The sequence below is a fragment of the Arthrospiribacter ruber genome, from assembly GCF_019343195.1.
GTDB lineage: Bacteria > Bacteroidota > Bacteroidia > Cytophagales > Cyclobacteriaceae > Arthrospiribacter > Arthrospiribacter ruber.
In genome coordinates this window covers 315,903-341,004 of record NZ_RPHB01000004.1, presented here as the reverse complement: position 1 = coordinate 341,004, position 25,102 = coordinate 315,903, and the positions used below count along the sequence as shown (strand labels likewise).

The 25,102-nt window shown below is 40.4% G+C and carries 19 protein-coding genes; 9 read left to right on the top strand and 10 right to left on the bottom strand.

What is annotated here, in order from left to right:
* Positions 1-74: 74 nt before the first annotated feature.
* Complete coding sequence (locus EGN73_RS10295; RefSeq protein ID WP_219289125.1) at positions 75-707, top strand: HAD family hydrolase; 633 nt, start codon at positions 75-77, stop codon at positions 705-707.
* Positions 697-1,812 (top strand): site-2 protease family protein, encoded by a 1,116-nt coding sequence (locus EGN73_RS10290; protein ID WP_219289121.1) that lies wholly within the window; start codon positions 697-699, stop codon positions 1,810-1,812. The genes EGN73_RS10295 and EGN73_RS10290 overlap by 11 nt, the downstream gene beginning before the upstream one ends.
* A 49-nt stretch (positions 1,813-1,861) precedes the next feature.
* Here EGN73_RS10290 and EGN73_RS10285 read toward each other — a convergent pair whose 3' ends face one another.
* From EGN73_RS10285 to EGN73_RS10260, 6 genes are all read right to left on the bottom strand, one after another.
* Positions 1,862-2,173 carry a rhodanese-like domain-containing protein gene (locus EGN73_RS10285; protein WP_219289118.1) on the bottom strand — a complete coding sequence of 104 codons (312 nt, stop codon included), beginning with the start codon at positions 2,171-2,173 and terminating at the stop codon, positions 1,862-1,864.
* 6 nt (positions 2,174-2,179) lie between these two features.
* Positions 2,180-4,015, bottom strand: a complete 1,836-nt coding sequence (locus EGN73_RS10280) for a T9SS type A sorting domain-containing protein (protein WP_219289115.1) — start codon at positions 4,013-4,015, stop codon at positions 2,180-2,182.
* Positions 4,016-4,028: 13 nt separating this feature from the next.
* The gene (locus EGN73_RS10275) at positions 4,029-4,793 is read right to left on the bottom strand and encodes a PASTA domain-containing protein (RefSeq protein ID WP_219289112.1); all 765 of its coding nucleotides are present in this window, start codon (positions 4,791-4,793) and stop codon (positions 4,029-4,031) included.
* Between the two features lie 162 nt (positions 4,794-4,955).
* Positions 4,956-8,000, bottom strand: a complete 3,045-nt coding sequence (locus EGN73_RS10270) for a T9SS-dependent choice-of-anchor J family protein (RefSeq protein WP_219289111.1) — start codon at positions 7,998-8,000, stop codon at positions 4,956-4,958.
* Positions 8,001-8,019: 19 nt separating this feature from the next.
* The gene (locus EGN73_RS10265; protein WP_219289109.1) at positions 8,020-8,268 is read right to left on the bottom strand and encodes a NifU family protein; all 249 of its coding nucleotides are present in this window, start codon (positions 8,266-8,268) and stop codon (positions 8,020-8,022) included.
* A 6-nt stretch (positions 8,269-8,274) separates the two neighbouring features.
* Entirely contained in the window at positions 8,275-9,369 is a 1,095-nt protein-coding gene (locus EGN73_RS10260) for an Mrp/NBP35 family ATP-binding protein (protein ID WP_219289107.1), read from the bottom strand.
* A 175-nt stretch (positions 9,370-9,544) separates the two neighbouring features.
* Here EGN73_RS10260 and dnaG point away from each other — a divergent pair, with 175 nt between their 5' ends.
* The 6 genes from dnaG to EGN73_RS10230 all read left to right on the top strand — a co-directional run bounded on the left by dnaG (position 9,545) and on the right by EGN73_RS10230 (position 17,152).
* Positions 9,545-11,479 (top strand): DNA primase, encoded by a 1,935-nt coding sequence (gene dnaG / locus EGN73_RS10255; RefSeq protein ID WP_219289105.1) that lies wholly within the window; start codon positions 9,545-9,547, stop codon positions 11,477-11,479.
* 89 nt (positions 11,480-11,568) lie between these two features.
* Complete coding sequence (locus EGN73_RS10250) at positions 11,569-12,786, top strand: bifunctional 3,4-dihydroxy-2-butanone-4-phosphate synthase/GTP cyclohydrolase II (protein WP_219289103.1); 1,218 nt, start codon at positions 11,569-11,571, stop codon at positions 12,784-12,786.
* A gap of 105 nt (positions 12,787-12,891) precedes the next feature.
* On the top strand, positions 12,892-13,521 hold the full coding sequence (locus EGN73_RS10245; RefSeq protein WP_219289101.1) for a hypothetical protein: 630 nt from the start codon (positions 12,892-12,894) through the stop codon (positions 13,519-13,521).
* Positions 13,522-13,526: 5 nt separating this feature from the next.
* Positions 13,527-14,309 (top strand): 5'/3'-nucleotidase SurE, encoded by a 783-nt coding sequence (gene surE, locus EGN73_RS10240; protein ID WP_219289099.1) that lies wholly within the window; start codon positions 13,527-13,529, stop codon positions 14,307-14,309.
* A 435-nt stretch (positions 14,310-14,744) separates the two neighbouring features.
* Positions 14,745-16,715 carry a tetratricopeptide repeat-containing sensor histidine kinase gene (locus EGN73_RS10235; RefSeq protein ID WP_219289097.1) on the top strand — a complete coding sequence of 657 codons (1,971 nt, stop codon included), beginning with the start codon at positions 14,745-14,747 and terminating at the stop codon, positions 16,713-16,715.
* A 179-nt stretch (positions 16,716-16,894) separates the two neighbouring features.
* Positions 16,895-17,152, top strand: coding sequence for a protease inhibitor I9 family protein (locus tag EGN73_RS10230; RefSeq protein ID WP_219289093.1), 258 nt, complete (start codon positions 16,895-16,897; stop codon positions 17,150-17,152).
* 544 nt (positions 17,153-17,696) lie between these two features.
* On the opposite strand, the gene EGN73_RS10225 is transcribed toward EGN73_RS10230, so the two are convergent.
* The 4 genes from EGN73_RS10225 to EGN73_RS10210 all read right to left on the bottom strand — a co-directional run bounded on the left by EGN73_RS10225 (position 17,697) and on the right by EGN73_RS10210 (position 23,673).
* A complete protein-coding gene (locus EGN73_RS10225; RefSeq protein WP_219289089.1) occupies positions 17,697-18,569 on the bottom strand; it encodes a type 2 periplasmic-binding domain-containing protein in 873 nt (290 codons plus the stop codon).
* A gap of 78 nt (positions 18,570-18,647) precedes the next feature.
* Entirely contained in the window at positions 18,648-19,982 is a 1,335-nt protein-coding gene (locus tag EGN73_RS10220; protein WP_219289086.1) for an MFS transporter, read from the bottom strand.
* Positions 19,983-20,006: 24 nt separating this feature from the next.
* Complete coding sequence (locus tag EGN73_RS10215; RefSeq protein WP_219289083.1) at positions 20,007-22,433, bottom strand: glycoside hydrolase family 31 protein; 2,427 nt, start codon at positions 22,431-22,433, stop codon at positions 20,007-20,009.
* A gap of 208 nt (positions 22,434-22,641) precedes the next feature.
* Positions 22,642-23,673: a LacI family DNA-binding transcriptional regulator gene (locus EGN73_RS10210; protein WP_219289080.1), complete on the bottom strand. Its 1,032-nt coding sequence runs from the start codon at positions 23,671-23,673 to the stop codon at positions 22,642-22,644.
* A 349-nt stretch (positions 23,674-24,022) separates the two neighbouring features.
* Between EGN73_RS10210 and EGN73_RS10205 the strand changes: the two genes are divergently transcribed.
* Positions 24,023-25,063 carry a SusE domain-containing protein gene (locus tag EGN73_RS10205; protein WP_219289078.1) on the top strand — a complete coding sequence of 347 codons (1,041 nt, stop codon included), beginning with the start codon at positions 24,023-24,025 and terminating at the stop codon, positions 25,061-25,063.
* The last annotated feature ends 39 nt before the right edge of the window (positions 25,064-25,102 follow it).

Sequence of the window (25,102 nt, the reverse complement as noted above, 5' to 3'; positions counted from 1 at the left end):
TTTTTAAGCATTTGACCTTGCTTTTGGGACTGCAATGTTACATATTTGGTTTTAATTTTACAACCTGATTTCAAATGAAAACACTAGATAATATTGATTTTTTGATCTTCGATCTTGGAAACGTGATCATAGATATTGATTATGATTTAAGTATCAATGAGTTGAAAAAAATACTTCCAGCAGAAAAACATTCACTCACTGAAAATTTCTTTGTATCCACCTTTCATAAAGAGTACGAAAAGGGGAGGATAAGCAATTCGGATTTTAGAGATGAGGTAAGGAATCTATTTGGTGAAAACTGGACCGATGAGCAAATAGACCATGTTTGGAACAGTCTTTTGGTCCATATTCCTGTGGAAAGGTTGGCACTGCTGAAAAATCTCAGAAAATCTTTTCGTACAGCCATCCTCAGTAATACCAACGACATACATATCCAGAAATTCAATCAGATGCTCGAAGGGGTTTCTGATTTTTCCAATATCCACGATTTATGCGATGTGGTTTTCCTGAGCCATGAAATGGGCCTGGCTAAACCGGATAAAGCCATTTATCAGGAGGTTTTGGAGCAATTGAATGTACATGGCAAAAAAACGATTTTCTTTGATGACCTTCTGGCAAATGTCAAAGGCGCAGAGGAAGTTGGTATTAATGCTGTTCAAATTACCCATCCAAAAGCCCTGATTGATTTTTTTGATAATGTACAGTAAAAAAGAGTACCTCAAGCACTTACTTCTGTTTATTCTGACCCTGTTCACGGCTACCTTGGCAGGAGGAGAGTGGCTGTTCGGAAGATCTATTTTGGGCAAGGAGGAGCATTTTCTTAATTGGGAGTACTTTATCAAATCCCTTCATTTTTCAGTTCCTTTTATAGGGATCTTGCTAATACATGAACTTGGTCATCTCTTTACTTCAATTTACCACAAAGTACGGTCATCACTACCTTATTTTATTCCAGGTTGGTTAGGCTTTTTGGGAGCTCCGTCCATAGGAACATTTGGTGCTGTCATTCAGGTCAAAAGCTTTATCAATAGCCGTAGAAAATACTTTGATATTGGCATTGCAGGGCCGCTGGCAGGTTTTGTACTTGCAGTGGGCGTATTGTGGTATGGGTTTACTCACTTGCCGGATGCGGACTATATTTATCAGATCCATCCGGAATACCTGGACCCTGATTTTGAGGGACATTCTGCTGAGGAAGGTTATATCAATCTGGAAATAGGTTACAACATTCTGTTTTGGGGAATGGAAAAAATGCTGGCAGATCCGGATAAAATGCCTGTGATGTCAGAAATAATTCATTTTCCCTACCTTTTTGCCGGATACCTGGCCTTGTTCTTTACAGCGCTCAATTTACTTCCCATTGGACAATTGGACGGGGGACATATCATATTCGGACTTTTTCCCAAAAATCATAAAATGATCTCTCTGATAGCTTACACGGCTTTCATGTTTTATGCAGGCCTTGGGTTGATCAATCCCTTTCAATCCGTCAATGAGCTTTTAATCAGAATACCACTGTATATTGGGTTTCTGTATGTGTGCTACCGAAAAGTGAGTTTGCCCAATCAGACCAAATGGACCATAATTCTATGCATAGTAGCCGTACAATATGCAACTGTAAATGTATTTCCTCAAGTGGAGGGATATTCCGGTTGGCTTTTATTTGGGCTGTTGTTAGGTAGATTGATGGGTATAGAGCATCCCGAGGTCAGCGGATTTAAGCCATTGAACAGACAGAGACAGGTTTTGGGCTGGATTGCCATTCTTATCTTTTGTATCTGTTTTATGCCACAGCCTTTTGTCATAGAATAAAAAAACACCTCTGTTCACAGAGGTGTTTTTTTACGGAATATGGGTTTGTTTACCCTTCTTCATCTTCCATAGCCCTATAGGCCATAATTCCCCCAAGGAGGTTTCTGACTTTAGTAAAACCTCTGGTTTCCATAAATTTCTTTGCGTTGCCACTTCTGGCTCCTGACCTGCATTGAACCACTACTTCTTGATCTTTATATGATTCAAGTTCGTCAAGCTCGTAAGGTAATTGTCCTAAGGGGATGTTTTTCGCACCCAGATTATCTTCTTCGTACTCCCATTCTTCCCTAACATCTATAAATAGAAATTCTTCGCCTTTACCCAGTTTTTCTCTCAATTCTGAAACAGTAATGTCTTCCATAATTATTTATTTGACTAAAATTCTTTTTGAAATATTTTTTTCTCCTTGTACTATCTTAAGCACGTAGATGCCTTTTTGAAGTCCCGCAAAGTTAATTATTTTTCCGTTATCACTTTCTTCCGAAGTCAGATCCAGTTGTCTTCCATAGGGATCAAACACGGAAAACGTTTCTACCTTTCCTTCTACAAAAAGCCTGTTTTCCACAGGATTTGGATATACCCTTAAGCTTGATTCTTCTTCCTCAGTACTTTCTTCCACTACCGGTGTTTCACTTAGGTGAACTCTGATCATCAAGGAGCCTTCCACAAGTTCATTTTGCTGCCAAGGACCTGCAACATTATAAAATATTTCCCGGCCATTGTCAAACGTTTTGTCCAGTCCGACATGGATAAAATCATTGGTAAATTGTGTAAATCCAACAAAGAAAATCTCACTTACCCTGATATTTTCATCAAGTTCGAAATAAGAAAACTCTTCAAGGTTTTCTTTTTCCGGAATAAAAATCTCCCGTACATAAATGGGATCACTTTGAAGGTCCTGCCAGATCGAAAGGTCTATGATCTGGTTGGCCTGGTTTTGATTCGTGAAATTGATACTGATGCCTTTGACGTAGGGGTTGGTGGAAGTTTCAAACCTATTGACCAAGCTTCCTGATCTTTGGTTGATTCCTGCAGAGTAATCAATGTTGCCATCATCGTAAGCAAAATAATCCCTGAATGAAATTACGGAACGGACAGTGTCATTTACCCTGAGGTTGATGTCATCAAAAAAGACAGAATCACCATTGATCATCTGGAATAGGTTAAGATCCCCAGAACTGATATAAGTGGTGATTTCATAGTCTGTTTCTTCCTCCGGCAATGAAACTCCTGAAATGGGATTGCTCTCAAATATCCTTCTTTCCGAACCCAGAGGTACCGGGTTGAACGGAGTGTTGTTGTTCACTCTTGAGATCAGGGAATTGTCTGATTTGTCACGGATTTCTACACTGTACTCCATGGCCCTAAACCTGTTTTCTAAGTTTTTAAACTCATTCCCTGTATTTCTCCAAAAATCTCCAGAGAGATTACTGGCTTCGAAAACAGGTATACCTGTGTATTTTTGGCTGGGTCTGAGGTTTTGGGTAGTCAGGGTTCTGTCAGGATAAAAAATGTCACCAGTACTTCTGTTGGTATTGAGGTATACATAATCTATCAACCAACTGTCAAAAGGTCCTGAGGCACGTCCGTTGATCTGAAACCTGAACTGAAAGTCTGCATGTTGGAATGCCTCTTCCACCTGAATGATCTCTTGTGTGAAGAAAAACTGCTCTGCCGGTAGTTCGCCAGCAATCTGCCAAACATTGATCCAGTTGCCCAGAGTGTCCCTGAAAAGGAGGGTGAGGTTATCGTTGGCATCTGGCATTTCGGCTTTTCCACCAGCCTGCCAAAAAAAACTCAGAAAAAGCGTGCTGCTTTCATTGCTGCTGATACTGGAAAGGTCAATTGGGCGGGAGCTGATGATGTCTGTTATACCCTGCTCGATCGGGACATTGGAGTAGGGTTTACCACTTTCATCCACACCGTCCAAAAGCAGTACTCCCAAGGAAGGGGCAGCATTGGCAACTGTGAAAGATTGAGTAGCTCCTTCATTGATCCATTTACTACTATCTATTCCAGCTGAAGAAAAATCATCCCAAAAGGGTAGGGACAGTTTTTCTTCCATTACACGCTGAAAATTCTGTGCAGAAGGGGAAGGTTTTCTGGGAGTAGGCAATTGCTGAAACTGAGCCATTCCTTGCCAACTTATACCCCATAAGAGTATCATGAAAGCAAAAAAGACAGTATTCAGCTTTTTATTCATCTGTGAAGAAATTTCAATTTTCTCTAAGGTCGGAAATCCAGACTTCTATAGGTTCTCCAGTCCTGATTTCAGATCCTGGTGGAGGCATTTGCTGTACAATGGTTCCCTGAGGTACGGTGTCTGTTCTTACATAATTGATATTGCCCATCCTTAGACCCGAGCCAATGATAAGAAACTCTGCATCCACTTCATCCATACCTATCAGAGAAGGGACATCTAAAATCTGTTTTCCCAATCCATCTCCCACTACAAGGTCTATTTGGGAGCCTTTTGGGATCTCAAAGCCTTCAGCTATATTTCTGCCTCTGTATTTTTGTTCAAGGACTACATTGATTCCGATATCCGGGACATAAACAATTTCACCCCTTACCAAGCCCATATTCCCTATGATTTCCTGAGCATTTTTAAGAAGACTGTTGACCAGGTTTGGCATTTTGATCAAAGGTGCATTTTTGGCATTGAGTGTGACATAGACTTTTCTGCCTTTCTTTACCTTGCTTCCTGCTTTTGGATTTTGTTTCATTACTGAAAGCGGTTTCAATTCATTGTTGAAACCACTGTCAAGTGTGACTTCATACCTCAAATCCCTTTCTTTTAAATAATCTTGGAGTTCATGGTATTCATAACCTTCCAAATCAGGTACGGTTACCGTTTGCCCATGATTGGTATAGGATGGAAGGAACACATTCAGAAAAATAAAAGCAAAGACAATAATGGCTAAAATGACGAGGACTAAATGTATGGCTATTTTTTTCACTGATTGTTTGGTATTGCTCATGTAAAGCGGAATCTAAAGTAGTAACGGATAAAGGTAAAATTAATTTATATTTTGTCATGCAAATCTATGATATAGGTCGCAAGAAATCAGCCAAAACTTTCTTAAAATGAAAAAGCCTGAAAGGAAATGATCACTTTCAGGCTTTTTTCCAATAAAACTTACTTAATGAATGATCAGCTTTCTTGTTTCAGTGATCGTATTGCTGGTGATTTTTACAATAAACAATCCTTTACTAAACAACTGGGAGCTGAAAGTATAGGTCTGGTTTAGTGTGTTAGGATAATCCACATCATGGACAATCTGACCGGTAGGAGAGGTGATTTGGATGTTTACAGATTCAAATGTCTGCAAATTGAAAACGATGTTGAATACATCTCTTGCCGGATTTGGATAAATGATGGTATTGCCTAATCCCGGATCCACCGGTTCGGGGTTGGCAGATAAAAACAGCTCAATATTGTCAATGTAAGCCGTGCTGTTTGCTTCATCCGTATTCTCCAATACAATGGCTACCCTGATTGCCCTTTCGTTGCCAGCGTAATCGGTTAGGTTTACAAATTGCCTTTCAAAATCACCTCTTTGATTTGGATTTGCCTCTGAAGAATTGGAGGTGTTTAATTCCGCTCCGGTTTTTCTGAAGACCTCCTGGTAGGTTCTACCTCCGTTTCTACTGGCCAATACTTTTAGGATGGTATTTTCTACAACTTGACCAGAAGCGAAATCAAAGAACAATGCAGCTTGCCTTGCAGCTGAAAGATCAAACAAAGGCGATCCCAGCCAATAGGAATTGTCATCTTGACTGTCATCCAACCTTACGAGATTGGCGCCAGATCCTCCGGTTTGAAGCGGGGTCAGCTCCCAGTTGTTGTTGTTTCCTTGAGGATTGACCACCACCCAAGGTGCCAAGGTCACGGTATTATTGAAATTTTGTCGGAAAGGAATTCTTTCTGTGTTGGAGTTTGTCAGTATAAATCTGGAAATTTCATCAGAATTACCCGGGTTTTGGTCGAAATTCGGAAAATCAACCGTGTATGTGAGCCTGCTGAGATCTGAGCCGATTGTTCCTCTTGGCAAATTGATATTCAGACTGTCTCCTGGCTGTAGACCAATGCCTCTTCCTATATAAGAAACAGGTGTTGCGTTACCCAGTCTTCTCCTGAATATAAAACCATCGACAGGAAGATTGCCTGTATTCACAGCCCGAATAGTTTCCTGCTCATGATCTCCTACAGATATTGGGGTAGGGGAAACCAATTCTACCAAATCAACTCTGTAGCGATGAACTTCCTCAGGAAGGATTTCAATATCTTTGATGTAAAGGTTATTGCCATATCCATTTCTGTTGATGATGGCTATCCTGATATTTCCCATATCCGCAAAAGGAGCCAGGTTCACTATTTCCCTTCTAAACTGATTTTCTCTGCTTGGTACAAAGGGATCTAGCGTAGGAGAGGAAGTTTGCAAGAATTGTACGTCCTTTTCATAAGGAGGAGAAGTAAGTTGGAAAGTATTGCCACAATCATCAGAAATGGCCACAATCAAGTCATCACCAAAACCTTGAGCGTTGTAAGGACCATAAGCCATTCTGAACGTAAGCTGTGCATTAGGGAATTCGCTCAAATTGATCTGTGGTGAAATTAGAAAATCAAGTTGATTGAAAGCTTCATATTCGTAATTCCTGATTTGTATGACTTGCTGTAGATTACCGTCCAATGTAACTTCACCAAGCTCCCAAGTTAGGCTGTCATCTGGGTTTCTTACTTTCCAAAGGTTGTCAAACTCTTCAAAAGCAAACCTATATGGAAGCGAAATGGTGGGCTGAATGACTGGGTTGGAAATAATGCTTCTGCTTACAGTTTCCGGGTTAAGCTCCCCATTTACTTCAAGAATATTTACTTCAAACTCGTCTCCTTCACCAGCCAGCTGAATGGGTGAGAACAACACCCTTGTCGTATCCCCTAATTCAAGATTTAAAGTGAGAGATCTTTCTTCCAATAAGTTTCCATTTAATCTCACTTCCAAAGTCGCAGAAGTGATGGTGTTTTCTCCTCTGTTCCTCAAAAGTACTTCTGGTATTACATTAAGGTCACAGATCAAGTCAGATGGGTTAATTAGCCTATCAATAGACAGGTTGTTTGGCAACAAAGGAGGCTCTCTCGTAGCCCTTCCGTTTACTAGACTTGCCCTTCTGGGGCTATTGGCCAACACCACATTAAAGCGCTCTACCTGCCCTTGCGTAAAAATATTCATGCAGGCATCAGTAGTGTAATCCATGTAGTTTTCGGTCATGTCCCTACTTTCACAGGTAAACCTCGGCGCATCTATGCGACATACAAAGTTGGGTCCGTTTTGATTGGGTGTATCATCTACAAAGTCATCTACATCGCAATTGCCATCACCCCAAATATGTCTCAGTCCAAAAAAATGTCCGATTTCATGTGTAAGGGTTCTACCTCTGGCTGAAGAATTGGCATTTCCACCTTCTCCAAACCAATTGGAAGTAACGAATACTCCGTCTATTTCCCTTGGGAAGACTATCGCTCCAAGACCGGGAAGGTTGGCAAGAGGCGGACTTGCCCAGCCAAGTACATTCCCGGCAATGGGAGCTACCCAAATATTAAGGTAATCTTCTGCCGGCCAATAAGAAAACTGACTGAGAAGTGCTGCGTCAGTTATGGCAGTATAAGTGTTTTTTGTCCCCTGTACCCTGATAATGCCACTTGTTGGAAGGCCTTCCGGATCCTGTTTGGCCAAAACAAACTCTATATTGGAATCTGCAGCAATATCCCTAAACTCCGCAGGAGTATTGCTGGCATCAGGATTTTGCCTCCTGAAATCTTCATTGATGATACGGATTTGGTTGAGAATCTGGATCTCTGGAATGTTGTTTCCAACACCAATATCTTCTCCATTGTGAACTACATGTACCACAACAGGAATTACCCTTGTTTCCTGCTCCTGACTTCGCATGATGGAGGGAGATTTTCGCCTTTCAGTGATCTGATCGCCCATCCACGCCTCAAAATAATCTCTGGATCCGTAAACACCGACTTGTTCTTCGATGTGCTTTTCCATTGGTACTGCGGCACACTTCTCATCATGAACGTGCTGATAGACCTGGCCAAAAAATTGTTGTCCCTGTACAGAGGAAAGGCATAAAAAAAGGAACAAGGATAAAACTAAACCTATCCTTATTCCTACTTTCATATCAACTTTAGAGTATAAATTAAGCAACTGCAACATTTACCGCCACAACTTTAGTGATTTCTGGGATATCCCTTTTTATGGCCTCTTCTACTCCGGCTTTCAATGTCATGGTGGACATAGGGCAGGAACTACATGTTCCAGTTAACTCTAACTTCAAAACATTGTCTTCTGTTATTTCTATTACTTTGACATTTCCTCCATCTGCCTCCAGATAAGGCCTGATGGTATCAAGTGCTTTTTCTACTCTCTCAATCAATTCCACTTCCATTATTACTTATATCTTGACCTGTACTACTTCAGTTTTGTTTTTTTCTGCATTCCTAATAGCCACTTGTTGCGCTACATTTTCTGCCAGTTGATTGAAAGCTTTTTCTGTGATACCTTCTTTCAATACGGCCGGATAACCCGTATCTCCACTTTCCCTGATACTTTGGACAATTGGAATTTCTCCCAAAAAAGGTACTTGGTATTTTTCAGCCAACTTTTTCCCACCTTCTTTGCCGAATAAGTAATATTTGTTTTCCGGCAATTCTTCCGGTGAAAAATAAGCCATATTTTCCACAACACCTAAGACAGGGACATTAATTTGTGCCTGTCTGAACATGGTCAGTCCCTTGGTGGCGTCTGCCAAAGCTACTTTTTGAGGTGTGGTGACAATTACAGCTCCTGTCACAGGTACAGTCTGCACCATAGTTAGGTGAATGTCAGATGTCCCAGGAGGAAGATCTATTAAGAGGTAATCGAGTTCTCCCCATTCCACATCACCAATAAACTGTTTTAAAGCGGAACTTGCCATTGGCCCTCTCCATACTACAGCAGATTCTGCCGGCGTAAGAAATCCAATAGACATCAATTTGACACCATACTGCTCAATGGGCATGATGACATTTTTGCCATCGACCTGCTTGACCATAGGCTGCTCAGATTCCACATTGAACATTGTAGGGATACTGGGCCCGGAAATATCCGCATCTATCAGCCCTACTTTGGCACCTGTATTGGCCAAAGCCACAGCAAGATTGCTGGAGGTGGTAGATTTTCCAACGCCTCCTTTTCCGGAAGCTATTGCAATGATATTTTTTACCTTCGGAAGAAGAGGAGCCTCATTTCTCGCTGTAGTGACATTGGACGTCATGTAAATGTCAAGTTCAACATCAGTACCAAAATCTTCATGTAAAGCCTCTACACAATTGTTTTTGATTACTTCCTTTAATGGACAGGCAGGTGTGGTAAGAACAACTTTAAATTTGATCAGATTTCCTTCTATTTCGATTCCCTGTATCATCCCTAGGGTCACAAGGTCCTTCTTCAAATCCGGATCTTCTACTCTGGACAGGGCCTTGAGTACATTTTCTTTACTTATTGACATTATTTTAACGCTTAATGCTTCGCAATTTAGTTTATAATTGTTCTAATTTAAAAGAAGCTATTACATTATATCTTCTCTTAGCTAGAACTTGCCGGTCTGATAAATAGTTTCAGGCAATATTCTGCCTATGTTTTGATTCAATACTTTTTATCTTTGAAAGTTGAAATAGGGAGTAATGGGAATCAGCCGCGCAACAACGGATAAAGTCAAAGAAAGAGCAGACATTGAAGAGGTAGTCAATGATTACGTTCCTTTAAAAAAGAAGGGCCAAAATCTCTGGGCATGCTGTCCTTTCCACAATGAAAAATCACCTTCTTTTTCTGTTTCTCCAGCCAAGCAGATTTATAAATGTTTCGGATGTGGCAAGGCTGGAGACCCTATACAGTTTGTGATGGACATAGAAGGGGTGGGCTTCAATGAAGCCATACGGCATCTGGCACAAAAATACGGCATAGAGGTAGAAGAGGATAAGGAGCAAACCCCTGAGGCTGTACAGGCCTATAATGAGCGAGAGAGCCTCTACATTGTTTTGGGCTATGCCAGAGACTTTTTTGTGAAAAATCTGCAGACAGAGGAGGGTAAAGCGATTGGCTTAAGCTACTTCAAAGAAAGAGGTTTTTCTCAATCTATCATTGAAAAATTTGACCTGGGCTATGCACTGGATGGCTGGAGTCATCTCCATGATGCGGCCAAATCAGACGGGCATAGTAATGAACTTTTGCTGAAAGCTGGCCTCATTCTTCAAAAAGAAGGTGACCCTTCCCGGCTGTATGACAGGTTTAGAGGGAGGGTGACTTTTACCATTCACAACTTGGGAGGTAAACCAATTGGCTTTGGTGCCAGAATTCTTACCCAGGACAAGAAGCAACCCAAATACATTAATTCGCCGGAAACGGATGTATACCATAAGTCTGATATTCTGTACGGGATCTTTCAGGCAAAGAAATCTATTAGGGAAAAGGACAATTGCTATCTTGTAGAAGGGTACACGGATGTGATTTCCATGCACCTGGCGGGAATAGAAAATGTCGTGGCTTCCTCCGGAACTTCGCTGACAGAAAATCAGATCAAACTGATCAAGAGATTTTCGGACAATATTACTGTGCTTTATGATGGAGATGCAGCGGGGATCAAAGCTTCCCTGAGAGGTATTGACATGATTCTGGAAGGTGGGCTGAACGTGAAGGCGGTGGTTTTCCCCCGCGGAGAAGACCCGGACAGCTATGCAAGAAAAGTAGGATCACAAGAGTTTGGGGAGTACCTTGAAAAAAATGCCCAAGACTTCATTTCTTTTAAAATAGGGCTTTATGCTGAAGAAGTTGCCAAAGACCCGATCAAGCAGGCCAACCTGATCAAAGAGGTGGTTTCCAGTCTTGCCAAAATACCGGATCCTATCGTCAGAACGGTATATATTAAAAAATCTGCTTCGCTTTTGGGCCTGGACGAGGAAATCATTCAGGCAGAATTGAACAAGATTCACCTTAAAGAAAAAAAGGATGGATTCTTTAAAGAAAAAAGAGAGGAACAGGAGACTCCTTTCGAGGCCTTTCTTCCTGTAAAAGAAGAGTTGGGGATTTCAGGTATCCTCCAGCTTCAGGAAAGGGAAATGCTCAGGTTATTGGTCAATTATGGTTTTGAGATGGTGTCGGATGACCTTCATGTCTGCCAGTACTTATTGCAGGAGACCGATGATCTAAAATTCGAAACACCGGTTTATCAAAAAATCCTCAACCTCTATAAAGATGCCTTAGCAAATAACATCCTGCCACAGCCGGAGTATTTCCTCAAGCATGAAGATTCTGAAGTCAAGCGTGAGGTTATTAACCTCATTACCAGAAAATACGAACTGTCTACTCTCTGGGAATCCAGGTATCAGATATTCACTAATAATGAAGCCGACGACTTAGCCAAGACGGTCTATGACAGTATTTTACATCTTAAAAAGAAGGTGATTAAGAAAATGATGGAAGAAGCCAGACAAAAAATCAAAGAGGCTGAAATGGAGAAGCTGGAAGAAAATATACTTACGGAAAGGATAGCCATCTACATGGAACTGAAACAATATCAGGTAGAAATAGACAAACAGTTGGGAATAGTGATCAGCTTCTGATCCAAACTTTACCTGTTTTCCTACTGTTAAACCAAAAGAAGCATGTAATTTTGGGCCTTTATAGACCCAAATAGAATTTAAACAAATATATGTCCAAGGATATCAAGTTAGACCCGATAGAAGACGCAATCGAAGCCATCAAAAATGGTGAAGTAATTATAGTAGTCGATGATGAAGACAGAGAGAATGAAGGAGATTTTGTCTGTGCCGCTGAGAAAGTGACTCCCGAAATCATCAACTTTATGGCCACACATGGCAGGGGTCTGATATGTGCACCGCTGATCGAAGACAGGTGTGAAAAGCTAGGGCTGGAGTTGATGGTAGGTAATAATACTGCAGCTTATGAGACACCATTTACTGTATCGGTGGATTTGATAGGCCATGGCTGTACCACAGGAATATCCGCCAGTGATAGATCCAAAACAATCCGAGCCTTGGTAGATGATAGCATTCATCCTGATGAATTGGGTAAACCGGGCCATATTTTCCCACTAAAGGCCAAAAGAGGTGGTGTATTGAGGAGGGCAGGCCATACAGAAGCTGCCATTGATTTTGCAAGGTTGGCGGGATTGGCTCCTGCAGGTGTGTTGGTCGAAATCATGAATGAGGACGGCTCCATGGCAAGACTTCCTGATCTGGTACCTGTGGCAGAGAAATTTAACCTGAAGCTTGTCTCCATCAAGGACCTTATCGCCTACAGACTTAAAAATGAGTCGTTGATCAAGCGGGAAATAGGCGTAGCTATGCCCACGACGTTTGGAGATTTTGACCTTATTGCATTTAGACAGACCAATACCAATGATATTCATATGGCCCTGATCAAAGGTCAGTGGGAAGAAAATGAGCCTGTCATGGTCAGGGTACACTCTTCCTGTATCACAGGTGATATTTTTGGGTCATGCAGGTGTGATTGCGGTCCTCAACTTCACAGCGCGATGGAAATGGTGGAAAGAGAAGGAAAGGGAGTTGTTTTATACATGAATCAAGAGGGACGAGGCATTGGTCTGATCAATAAGCTCAAAGCTTACAAACTCCAGGAACAAGGTATGGATACGGTACAGGCAAATTTAGCTCTAGGACTTCCCATGGACAAAAGAGATTATGGGGTCGGAGCACAAATATTAAGAGATCTGGGAATAAGCAAAATCAGACTGATTTCCAACAATCCTACCAAAAGGGTCGGTTTATTGGGCTATGGTCTTGAGATAGTAGAACAGATACCCATAGAGATACTACCTAATCCACATAATGAAAAATACCTGATTACAAAAAGGGATAAAATGGGCCATACTATCCTTAAAAAGTAAGATTTTTGTTTAAAATCACCTCTTTTTATTAAAGAAAGCGTAGCCTGCATCAACTTAATTAGGCTTGGATTCGTTAACTTGAGTACTAATCAACTTTAGGTCAACATGAGAAGTATCGCATTCTTTGTTATAGGTTTCTTTATTTTCCAGTTTAATGCTGAAGCACAAGGTCAGTTCCCTTCACAGGTCTGGCACAAGGGACAGATACAGATGAATAGCGGAACAGTTTATCAAGGCATGGTGAAATATGATCTTGAAAATAATCTCGTGCAACTACAACATCAGGGAATAGAAACTTTTACTTCTTCCAATGTGACCCAGTTTGAGATATTTGATGAGCAATATGGAGGAATCAGAACATTTTATACCTTACCTTTTCCTTTGACAGGAGATTATGAAACACCCGTGTTTTTTGAAATTTTAACGGAAGGTGAGGATGCAATACTCCTTTGCAGAGAACAGATAGTAGTGGATAACAGGAATATGGGATATGGTCCAATGGCCATGAATCCTTTGTGGGGACCGCAGATCGGAGGAGCTTACAGACTTGCTTTCAATTACTACTTTATCAAAGACGGCAAAATCCAGCGTTATTCCCAGAAAAAGAAAGAGCTACTTGATATTTTCGGCGATAGGGCCGATGAAGTAGATTTATTTATGAGAAAAAACAGGCTTTCTCACGACAAAAGAGGTGATCTGCTTAGAATTACAGCTTATTACAATCAAATCAAATAATTTTTATGTCAAAAAAACCATTGATTTTAGTATCGAATGATGATGGCATCACTTCGAAAGGAATACGTGTTTTAGTTAGTGTCATGAAAAAATTAGGGGAAGTCATTGTGGTGGCACCTGATAGTCCCCAGTCCGGAATGGGCCATGCCATTACTATAGGAGAAACGCTCAGGCTATACGAAGAAGATATTTTTGAAGGTGTAGAAGCCTATAAATCCAGCGGAACTCCCGCAGATTGTGTCAAGCTGGCCAAGCATTATGTTCTTAAGGACAAAACCCCTGACCTAGTGGTGTCCGGCATCAACCATGGCAGTAACACTTCTATTTCTGTTCTATATTCTGGAACCATGTCTGCAGCAATAGAAGGTGCTTTAGAAGGTTTGCCTTCTATTGGATTCAGTCTTTGTGACTATTCTTCCAAAGCGGATTTCAGTCACGTGGAGGAGTATGTCTACAAAATAGCCAAACAGGTTTTGGACCATGGTATGTCAAAAGGTGTAGCATTAAATGTGAATTTTCCTCCCAAAAGGAACGAATCCATTAAAGGTGTAAAAGTCTGTAGGCAGGCACATGCCAAATGGCAGGAAGAATTTTCTGAGAGATTTGACCCCAATGGCAGGAAATACTTTTGGATGGCAGGTAATTTTGTGAATTTTGATAAAGGAGAAGACAATGACGAATGGGCTATTGCTAACAATTACGTTTCGATTGTTCCCTGTCAATACGACCTTACCGCACATCATGCAATCAAACAGCTCAATGAAGATTGGGATTGGACTGAGCTTTAAATTTTTACTGACTTTTTAGGATTTTTTGCCGGTAGCTTCAATTTCTAGGATTATGGGTCAATACAGGTTAATTTTTATAAATAACTTGACTTCCTCGTTTGATCCATGATCAATCAATATGGGGTTCGAATTAAATCAGGTTGTCCTTTCATTACTGTCAAAGTACTGTATATCTACATTTTATCCTAATGCTTTCCAATCTTTAATATCCTCAATTTTTTACAGTTGTTGTTAGTTTTATTTAGGATTTTTGGATTAATTCACCTGATAATTAATGGGAGTTAGTAAAGATTTTTCTTAAAGGCATTTTTGTGTTGATTAAATGGGGTTAAATGCTTTTGAAGAAAAGGTGATGTTCCGTGAATTCAAAATAAACTTCCAGATGTGTAAATGCCAGTATGACGGTAATGTTACTGTCATAAAATTTCTAGTAATATGAAGCGATTATTATACTTCTGTATTGCCTTTTTATCTTCCACTATAGGGTACTCTCAAAATAGGGAGGTCGATAGTTTGAAGACCATTTTGAATTCCGGCTCCCATGACCAAAACAAGGTAGAGATTTTAAACAGACTTTCTTTTCTACTTAGGGAAAGAGACTTAGGTGAAGCCTTGGAGTTTAGCGTTCAGGCCGAAACTTTAGCTTTGGAAAACAACGACAGTCTACAATTGGCAAGGGCCAAAGGAAATCTCGGTTGGATTCATTACAGATTGGGAATCTGGGACAAAGCTTTTAGATACTCCAGGGATGCATATCTTATTGGATTTAGTCAAAATGACAAAGGTGAAATTGCAATGACGCTCAATAATCTAGGGGCGATTTACTATCAACAAAGAAATTATGATGAAGCAATCCGCAAATTTAAAGAAGCTCTTGAGATAGGTAAGGAAATCAACGATTCTTACATCATTATCAGGAGTTTAAATAATATTGCCTTAAACTATAGTAAAACCGATAAATTGGACTCGGCCATATTTTTTGCAAAAGAAGCCATTAAACAAAACGATGAAGCCGGGTCTATTTATTTTACCAGCTTTACCAATAGGGTGATCGGAGATGTTCAGATGGCACAGGGAGACATTGCAAAGGCCATAGCAACTTACGAAAATGCGCTTAATGCTGCTTCACATCAAAGGCTTTCTTCTTTTGAATCCTCCATTCTTCATAGGTTGGGAAAAGCGTATTTAGAAACTGGAAACTATGCCAAGTCTTTGGAAATCCTTGAAAGAGGGGAGAAAATTTCAGGGGAGAATAATTTTCAGGATGAGTATGTCCAGACTTTAAAGCACCTTTCCAAGCTTCATGAAAAGCTTGGAAACAATGAGAAAGCTTTCGATTACCTCAAGCAGTTTACAGATTTGAGTGAAGTCTTGGATGAAAAAGCAGATCGGGATAGATTGGCTTTGATTCAGGGGATGTTTGAGGTGGAAAAATCTGATGCGGATGTCCGGTATCTCAGGTCAGAAAATCTGATTCAAGACCTGAGGATAAAAAACTTCAGACTGGTCATTTTGATAATTTCAGTAGCCATTATTTTACTTGGGGTAGTCTTGGCCAGGCTCTACATGCTCAATAAGAGAACCAAGAAAATTAATAAAGATTTAGTTTCAAAACAGGAGAAAGTAAACCAACAGAAAAAGGCTTTAGAATTGCAGTCGCAGGAACTTGAAAAATCAAATAGGTTGAAAAACAAACTTTTTTCCATCTTAGGTCACGACCTGAAATCCCCGGTTTCCCAATTGCAGTCAGTGCTTGGCTTGGTCAATACCCAAGAATTGTCAAGAGAAGAATTTTCTACGATTTCCCATATTTTAAAAAGAAATGTCGATAGCTTGTATGTGGTGCTGGACAATATTCTCTCTTGGTCTAGATCCCAAATGGAAGGATTTAGGGTGCAATTGAGCCCAATTAACCTTGAAACTGTGACCAGACCAAGTCTTGAACTGTTGCATAATCAAGCCCAAGCTAAGGAGTTGACTATCAAAGTGGAAATGAATACCAAGGATAAGGTATGGGCTGATCCTGATCTTTTGCAGGTTATAATTCGGAATATCCTTAGCAATGCAATTAAGTTTTCTAAAAAGGGGTCAGTAATAGATATCCGGTCATTTACAGAGTCAAAAGAAGTCGTTCTTCAAGTTCAGGATTATGGTTTGGGAATGCCTACCAATATTCTCAAGTCCTTTGAAAAAGAGCAATTTTCCATATTGCAATCGAGCCCTGGTACAGAAAAGGAAAAAGGAACTGGTTTGGGCCTGAGTATATCCCGAGAATTTATTTCCATGATGGACGGCTCTCTACAATTTGAAAGTGATAAGGGCAAAGGCACCACTGCTATAATAAAGCTTAAAGTGGTTCAGGTAGTTTCAAGTACTAAAAATGTTATGGTTTCTAATAGCATCTGACAATGGATAATACTATGACAAAAACTTTTATTCATTTTAAAATCTCAAACTTCTTGGTTTTACTGATAGCTACAACTTTTTTCATTGCCTGCCAAGAAAGCTTACAAGAGCAAAGCTTATTTCAAGAAAATATGGAAAGTGAATTCACTGAGACTTCTCAAGTTCAAGGATAATACATTGTGGTTTTTAAAGACGATCAGTTTCAATTGGAAGAATTCTCTGAAGATTATGAGGCAGCCATTGGATATTTATGTGAAGAAGCGCGGGCGCTTTTAACCACCTATGAAGCGGATGGGGCCCAACCTGAAAATTTATATGCTATGGCATTTCAGGGCTTTTCAGTGGAGCTTACCGAGGAAAAGAAAAATCAGCTTCAGAAAGACGCTAGGGTTAAGTCAATTGAGCCAGATAGGATAAGGGTGCTTGGAACTTTGTAGGGAAAAAGGCCTGATAGGGGCAATAGCCCTGCTGAGCCTATAAAAAATACGCAAGTAATTCCCTGGGGAGTAACAAGAGTGGGTGGTCCTTTTGAGTACAAAGGGACAAGGAAGTTTGGGTCATTGATACCGGAATTGACCTGAATCATCCGGACCTGAATGTAGAAGGTTTGAGGGTTTTCGGTTATGTCGAAACTCTGAATTACCCTATAGATAATCTAGGGCTTGCTGAAAAAGTCTCAGGTATGCCAGATTCAAAGCGGGCGAATGAAGATGTATGCTTATACTTCGAGTGAGCCCAATGAAGAAGATGGTATGCCTGAGACTAGCCTTAAAATTTCGAATTTTGAAATTTTAAGGAGCACGGAAATCAAGCTATATCATTGAATAAGCGTGCACCTGCTTAAAAAGAAAATACTTGACAAACGGGGTATTCATCAAAATTTAAAGCATTTATTCTCCAGTTGGCGTTTTTCAGCACGCCCTATCTAGATCTTGTGGCTTTTAGAAGCAAAGGCTTTGAGGGTATGGGCCATATCAAGCCTTAAATAAGATCCACAAAAGTTTCATCTACCAGATATTCTTCCGCAACTGTTTTTTTAATCAATCTAAGACCTTTGAGTATTTCCATGGTTTTGGTAAGGTCATTCTTTATGACAGAGCAGTCTACCTGCCATTTGGTCTGGGTCAGCCATTCATTTATGTCCTCTTCCTTGATACCATAGGTTTTGCTCAGGACAGATTGAGTTTCCTCATGGTTCAACATTAGCGATTTGGATTTTTGGTAGACCAATCTTGTAAGTTTTTGTATAATTTTCGGTGCTTCCTTTCTGATTCTTTCTGTGGCGGCAATCACAAAACATGGCCACGGGGTGGGGACCTCTCCAACCCTTATAAAAAGTCCTTTGTCCACCAATGGCTTTGTAGTATATTTTTCCCATAAAAAAGCTTTCTTCTCAGGGCTTTGAAATGCCTTCTTGGCGCCTTCAAGGTTTTCAATTATTTCAAATTTTGATTCGTCCATTTGCCAAACTTCCCGATCCGCCAGGACGTAAGCCATCAGGTGTGAGCCTGAACCTAATCGACTGATCAAAAATGGGGAATCAGAAAGCTCATTAAGGGAGTTGACAGGAGATAAAGCTGAAGTATGAATACCCCATATCAGCGGAGTTGCTACATGTATACCTATTATTTTTGCGCCATTTCCTTCAATTCTGTCTTTGACAAAGCTTTCAGTAAGCACTATGGCAATATCGGTACTTCCTTCTCTCAGGGCTTTATTCATGGCTCCAGAACCTCTTGGTTCATTTATCCATTCCAGGACTATACCCTCTTTTTGGAAGGGTTGTGATTTTATAGTCTCCAACCAAGGGAAATTAAAATGTTCAGGTACTCCGGTTATGGTTATTTTCTTCACTTTCTCTTCAGTTAATTTCAAACAAAAATACCGCATATTTTCATACACGGTATTCGAATTTTAGTTTCTTTACACCCTTTATCCATCATGGGTAGCACTACGGTTGGTTATCAATAGATTGCTCAGTCCGGCAACAATAAGCGATGAACCCGCCAATACCATGGTGTAAATGACTTCTTCTCCAAACAGCAGCTTATACATGAAGTTGATTCCTCCCAAAGCAGCTACTATTTGGGGAATAACAATGAACATATTGAATATACCCATGTAAACCCCCATCTGTTTGGGGTTGACAGCACTGGAGAGCATGGCATAAGGCATGGACAAAATACTGGCCCAGGCAATACCGACCAATGCAAAGCAAAGATGCAGCATCCAAGTTTCTGAGATATAGAAAATCATAATAAAGCCCAGCCCACCTGCAAACAAGCTCAGCATATGAACCATTTTTCTGTTGATTTTTACCTTGCTGGTAACAAAAGCCAAGATTAGGGCAAAGATCATGGAAACTAGTCCATAGGTTCCCAGATAGTTTCCGACGCTATCCGCAGCATCATTGTAAGCAGCAGAGGAAGTGTCTGTAGCACGGAAAACATGTTCCGTGATGGCAGGAGTGGCAAAACTCCACATGGTAAAGAAGGCAAACCAGGAAAAAAACTGCACCACCCCGAGCTGTTTCATCACCAAAGGCATGCCCGCAATGTTGCTGAAAATCTCTTTGAATCCATTAAAAAAGCCCTTGCTTTCTTCATTTTTCTTTTTGAATTCCTCCAGGTTTTCCGGAGGATATTCATCCGTGGTCAAAACCGTATAAAGAATAGAACCCAAAAGCACAACTGCGCCTATGGCAAAAGCAAATTTCACAGATTCGGGAACAACGCCCGCCTCTGCAGTATTTGGTATGCCTATTTGGGTCATAAACCAAGGTAAATTACTTGCTATCCAAGTACCTATTCCTATGATAAGTGTTTGTACGACAAACCCATAAGACCTTTGGCTATCAGGAAGTTTGTCCGCTACAAGGGCACGGAAAGGTTCCATGGAAATATTGATGGAAGCATCCAAAATCCATAATGCTCCGGCAGCCATCCAAAGTGCGCTTGAATATGGTGCAAAAAATAAAGCAATGGTACTCATCACGGCCCCAATGAGAAAATATGGCCTCCTTCTTCCAAACTTGACATGCCAAGTCCGATCACTTAGATATCCTACAATAGGCTGAACAAGCAAGCCTGTCAGCGGTGCTGCAATCCACAGCAAAGGAATGGCATCTTTATCCGCTCCAAGAGTTTGAAAAATCCGGGACATAAATCCACCTTGTAAGGCAAATCCAAATTGAATCCCTAAAAATCCAAAACTCATATTCCAAATCTGCCAAAAACTGAGTTTTGGTTTATCTTCTTTTGATAGCATTATTTTGGGGTATCGATAAGTAGTTTATGAGAATTTTATTTCAAATCCTTCGCTGCGGTGATCGAAAGTGAAGGCTGCAATATTTTTTGATTCATGGAACTCATGGAGGTGCTCAGGAAGTGGATCAAATTCTGTCAATCTTCCCAAGAATGCTACATTCTCCTCCCTGGCCAATAACTCACCAAAGAAGCCCGAAGCTTTGGCCGGATTGAACCCGTGACAAAAAACTCTGATTTTTGAAAAAGAAGAAATATATTTTCCCTCAGATTCTTTGAAAATCAATGTATTGGCATCACTGTTCCATTCAATATTTCTTTTGAAATAAATGTCATTTTTGTAGTCAAAACTTTTTCCGTCATCTTCATAATGAAGGAAATTTGTCCTTCCTTCACCCTTATAAATGTGAAGCCTTAAAGTGCCGTCATGTTCAGCATCAGTATGGGGAATTTCCGACTGCAATGTCAAAACAGCACCTGCTTTGACAAAAACAGGCAAGTAGGAGGTAGGGCATTCCTGAAAAATGACCTGACTCCCCTGATGGTACTTTGAATCAAAGAAGTAATACCAATCCCCTTTGGGCAGGTACACCTTTGTAATTTCCTTAGTACTCTCCACTGGAGCGATCAAAAGGCTATCGCAAAAAAGGTATTGATTTTGAAAAGTGGATTCGTAGACGATATTGTCATGAGGGAAATCAATGGCAAGACTTTTGGACACAGGCAATCCATTTATTGAACTTTGATAAAAGCTGGAGTATATCAATGGCAGTAACCTGTATCTCAGCTTCATATAGTTTCTGGAAATCTCTTCGACTTCCTCACCAAAACTCCAAGGCTCGGCATCATTGGAATTGATCATGGAGTGGGCCCTGTAGAAAGGGGAAAAGGTAGCAATGCTCATCCATCTGGCAAACAGGCTTTTGCTGGCCTCACCTGCAAAGCCTCCCACATCATACCCTGCAAATGACACTCCGCTGATTCCAAGGCTGTTGACCAAGCGGACACCTGCAAGCATATGTTCTTCTGAGGCCACATTGTCACCCGTCCAAGCAGCTGCATATCTTTGGATTCCTGAAAATCCAGATCTTGTCAGGATAAAAGGTCTTTCTCCTGATCGGTGGGCTTTGCTGCCTTCATTGGCACTCCTTGCCATTTGAAATCCATAAATGTTTCGGGCTTTTCTATGGCTTACTTTTTCGCCTTCGTAATAAAAGTCAATTAAATTAGGAGTATGCTGACCCCAAGAAGCGGGTTCATTCATGTCTGTCCAATATCCATCCACACCTGCTTCTTCATAAAAAGCCATCTTTTCTGCCCACCAAGTCCTCGTTTCTTCCTTGGTGAAGTCCGGAAAGGCACACCAGCCAGGCCATACCTGTGCTTCATAGATCTCACCGTCAGGATATTTTACAAACAGGTCCTTTTCTTTTCCTTCATCAAAAGGAAGGTAACTTTTTTCCGTTTTTATCCCCGGATCCATGATCACCACTACTTTAAAGCCTTTTTCTTTCAGCCTTTTGATCATGGCTTTTGGATCGGGAAACTTTTCTCCATCAAATGTAAAGACCTTGTATTTTTCCATATGATGTATATCCAAGTAGATTACATCTGCAGGCATCTGCTTGTCCCTAAAGGTCTGGGCCAAGGTTTGTACCTCTGACTCCGGATAGTACGAATAGCGGCATTGTTGAAATCCCAGTGACCACATAGGAGGCATTTCCATTTTTCCGGTCAGATCGGTATAGGCACTTATGATTTTGGAAACACTTTCATCATGGAAAAAATAATAATCCAGATCACCGTCATCTGCTGAGAAATACACAAATCTTTTGGTAGATGCCCCGAAATTGAAGACACTTTTATGAGTATTATCAAAGTAAATTCCATAAGCTAGAGTACTATGTATTCCAATATAAAACGGAATGGACATATATAGCGGATCATCACCGACCCCGTATGCAAAATAGTCCGTATTCCAGTTGGTATAAGCACTCCCGGCGCGGTTAAGCCCACCAGTCTTTTCTCCTAATCCAATAAATCTTTCATTGGGTTGAACAGACTTGTAATTGGTGACTTCAGTGCCCAACCATGATACTGCAAAAGCTGCATCATCCTTATTGATTACTTCTCCTGTTGGTGTTAAGTAGGTGATCGCAAATGGGTTTAGGAGAATTTCTACGGTGATTTTTTTGGTTTTGAGGATAAGTTTTTCTTCTGTTTCTTCAAATTTGAAATCCGTATCAACAGGCTTCAATACGACAGAATATGGGTTGGTACTGAAAAGCTCTTCCTTGCTTACCTGCACACGGATGATATCCTCCCGAAAGACAGTAATCAAAAATTGGGCATGTGCAGTGTGTCCGCTTATGCCATTTGTTTCCTTTTTCCAATATTGGACGTCGCCAATACAAACATTTCTATTGTTCTTCTTTTTTTGCATTAATGTGGTCATCTCAATTATTGATTGGCTTGAAGAAATGGGCTATTGTTTACTTGTCATTGAGCTAATTTAGAAAGTTAATCAGTAGTAAAAAATGCGGATAGAGACAGATAGGCCTTATTTCTGTTTCTTGTAGGTGTCCTTTTTATGGAAATCCAAAAACTGACAGCTATTCAATCGTTTGCACAAAAAAATAAGAATTTTTTGAAAAAAATTAACATCAGATCCTTACTGAAGACTTTCTTACCAGTAATTCTGTATCCAAAACCACTTGTACAGGCTCACTTTTATAATCTCTTTTTTTATCAATCATCTCAAGCAACATGGTGATGGCTGTTTCCCCGATTTTAAAACCTGGTTGGGAGACAGTGGACAGTGGTGGATCAATCATGGAAGAAAATTGCCAATTGGAATAGCCAACCAAACCTACATCTTCCGGAATGCGAAGGTCAAGTGATTTAAGTGCCATCATGGCTCCCGCAGCTACGATATCGTGGTGTGCAAAAATGGCATCTGGTCTGTTTTTTTCATTTTCGAAAAGTTGCTTGGTCACATCAAAGCTTTCTTTTTCGTTTCCACCCGGGCATTCTATAATAAGACTTTCATCTGCTTCTATGCCTGCTTCTGCCAAAGCTTTTAGGTATCCCTCTTTCCTTTTTTTGCTAATTGCTAAGTTACTGGGGCCTGCTAGATGGACAATCCTTTTATAACCCTGCTCTAGCAAATGTTTGACTGCTTGATAAGCACCCTCAAAATCATTTACAGTGACATTGACTGCATTGGGAATTTCTGGAAGCCTATCGAAAAATACAATGGGGAAATCCAAGTCCATCAGTTTACTGAAATGGTCAAACTCTGTGGTTTCTTTCGAAAAGCTGACCAATAACCCATCTATCTGATTGGAGAGCATGGTGTCAATACTGCTTTTTTCACGATCCAAACGCTCATTGGTCTGACACAATATGACATTGTAGCCATTGGAGAAGGCTACCTCTTCAATTCCGCTGATCACTGTGGAGAAAAAAAAGTGGACAACCTCGGGAATAATTACTCCTATAGTGAAAGACTTGCTTTTTCTCAGGCTAAGTGCTACAGCATTGGGTCTGTAATTGAGTTTGTCAGCTAGCTCTTTTACTCTTCTTTTAGTTTCATCACTGATACCTGGATAATCTTTCAGTGCTCTGGATACTGTTGAGGAAGACACGTTCAATTCCCTTGCAATGTCTTTAATGGTTGCTTGTCCTAATTTCATGAAAATTATCTTATTCTAATATTTTAAAGATAAATGATTATCCTTCATATCTCAGGGAAGGATAGAAGAAAATTTATTTTGACAATGATAATTAAAATAATCTGTTCAAAAATTTCAGCAAAATATTTCTGATATGCAAACGTTTGCGGTGACGTTTGCATACTTAAAAAGTTATTTTTTCCTTAATGAATATTTGCTAATCCATGGGTAATTCTCTAATATTTCAATACAAAACGTACCGATTATCTGTAATTGATTCATAGCAGAACTGGTTCATTTGTGATATTTTAATATATAATTTAACAAAAATTATACAATCTGAAACAATAAATACCAAAACAATTTACCTATGAGAGTACTTTCAAAATTTCTGGGATTGGCATTCGTGCTTCCTTTGCTGTGGTCATGTGGCGAAATGGACATGCCACCAATCGTACAGCAAACACCATCCACCATTAGTAGCCCTGCTGCAGGTTCTTCAATTGTATTAGATCAGTCAGAGGCTGAAGAAATGTTAGTTTTTGAGGTATCACAGGCTAATTTCGGCATGGATGGTCAAGTAACTTATAATATTGAGATTGACAGGGCAGGTAATAATTTTTCCAGTCCGGTGATAGTTGGATCAGGAACTTCAACCACTGTTGAAGTAAAAGTTGGAGAGTTGAACAGGAGGGTTTTAGCCGAAGGAGTAGAAGCTGGTACAGCAGGAGAAATTGAATTCCGAGTAAGGTCAGTGATTGACAGAAACCTTAGAGACATTGTTGGAAGTCCAGTGACTATCAATGTGACACCTTATTCTGATGCGGTAGATTTACCACTTTTAAGAGTTCCTGGTGATTACCAAGGATGGAATCCGGCAAATGACAATACAGTCATCTTCTCTGCAAATTCTGATGATGTTTATGAGGGATATCTCCATATCTTGAGTGGATCAGGAGAGTTTAAATTTATTACTGGACCAGCTTGGGACGAATTCCCGGACTTTGGAATGGGTGCAGCAGGTGAATTGGAAGAAGGTGGAGGTAACCTGAAAATTCCTGGTGAATTCGGAACTTACAGGGTGAAAGCTGATTTGAACAACATGACTTATGAGTTGGAAAGAATCGGAAGATGGGGGATTATAGGTGATGCAACTCCAGGAGGTTGGGATACTGAAACTCCTATGTCCTTTGATGCGGGAGAGAATATTTTAAAAATCACTGCTGACCTTACAGAAGGGGAATTGAAATTCAGAACTTCGTCCTGGGATCAAAACTATGGTGGAAGTGACGAAGAAGGTGTGGCTTCATTTGATGGGCCAAACATTGCAATCCCTGCTTCAGGAACCTACAACATTACTTTGGACTTTAAAACTCCAGGTAGGGTATTGTATACCATAGAGATGGAATAGTTTCCACTTTATAGGACAAAAAGTACCGGAAATTCACCG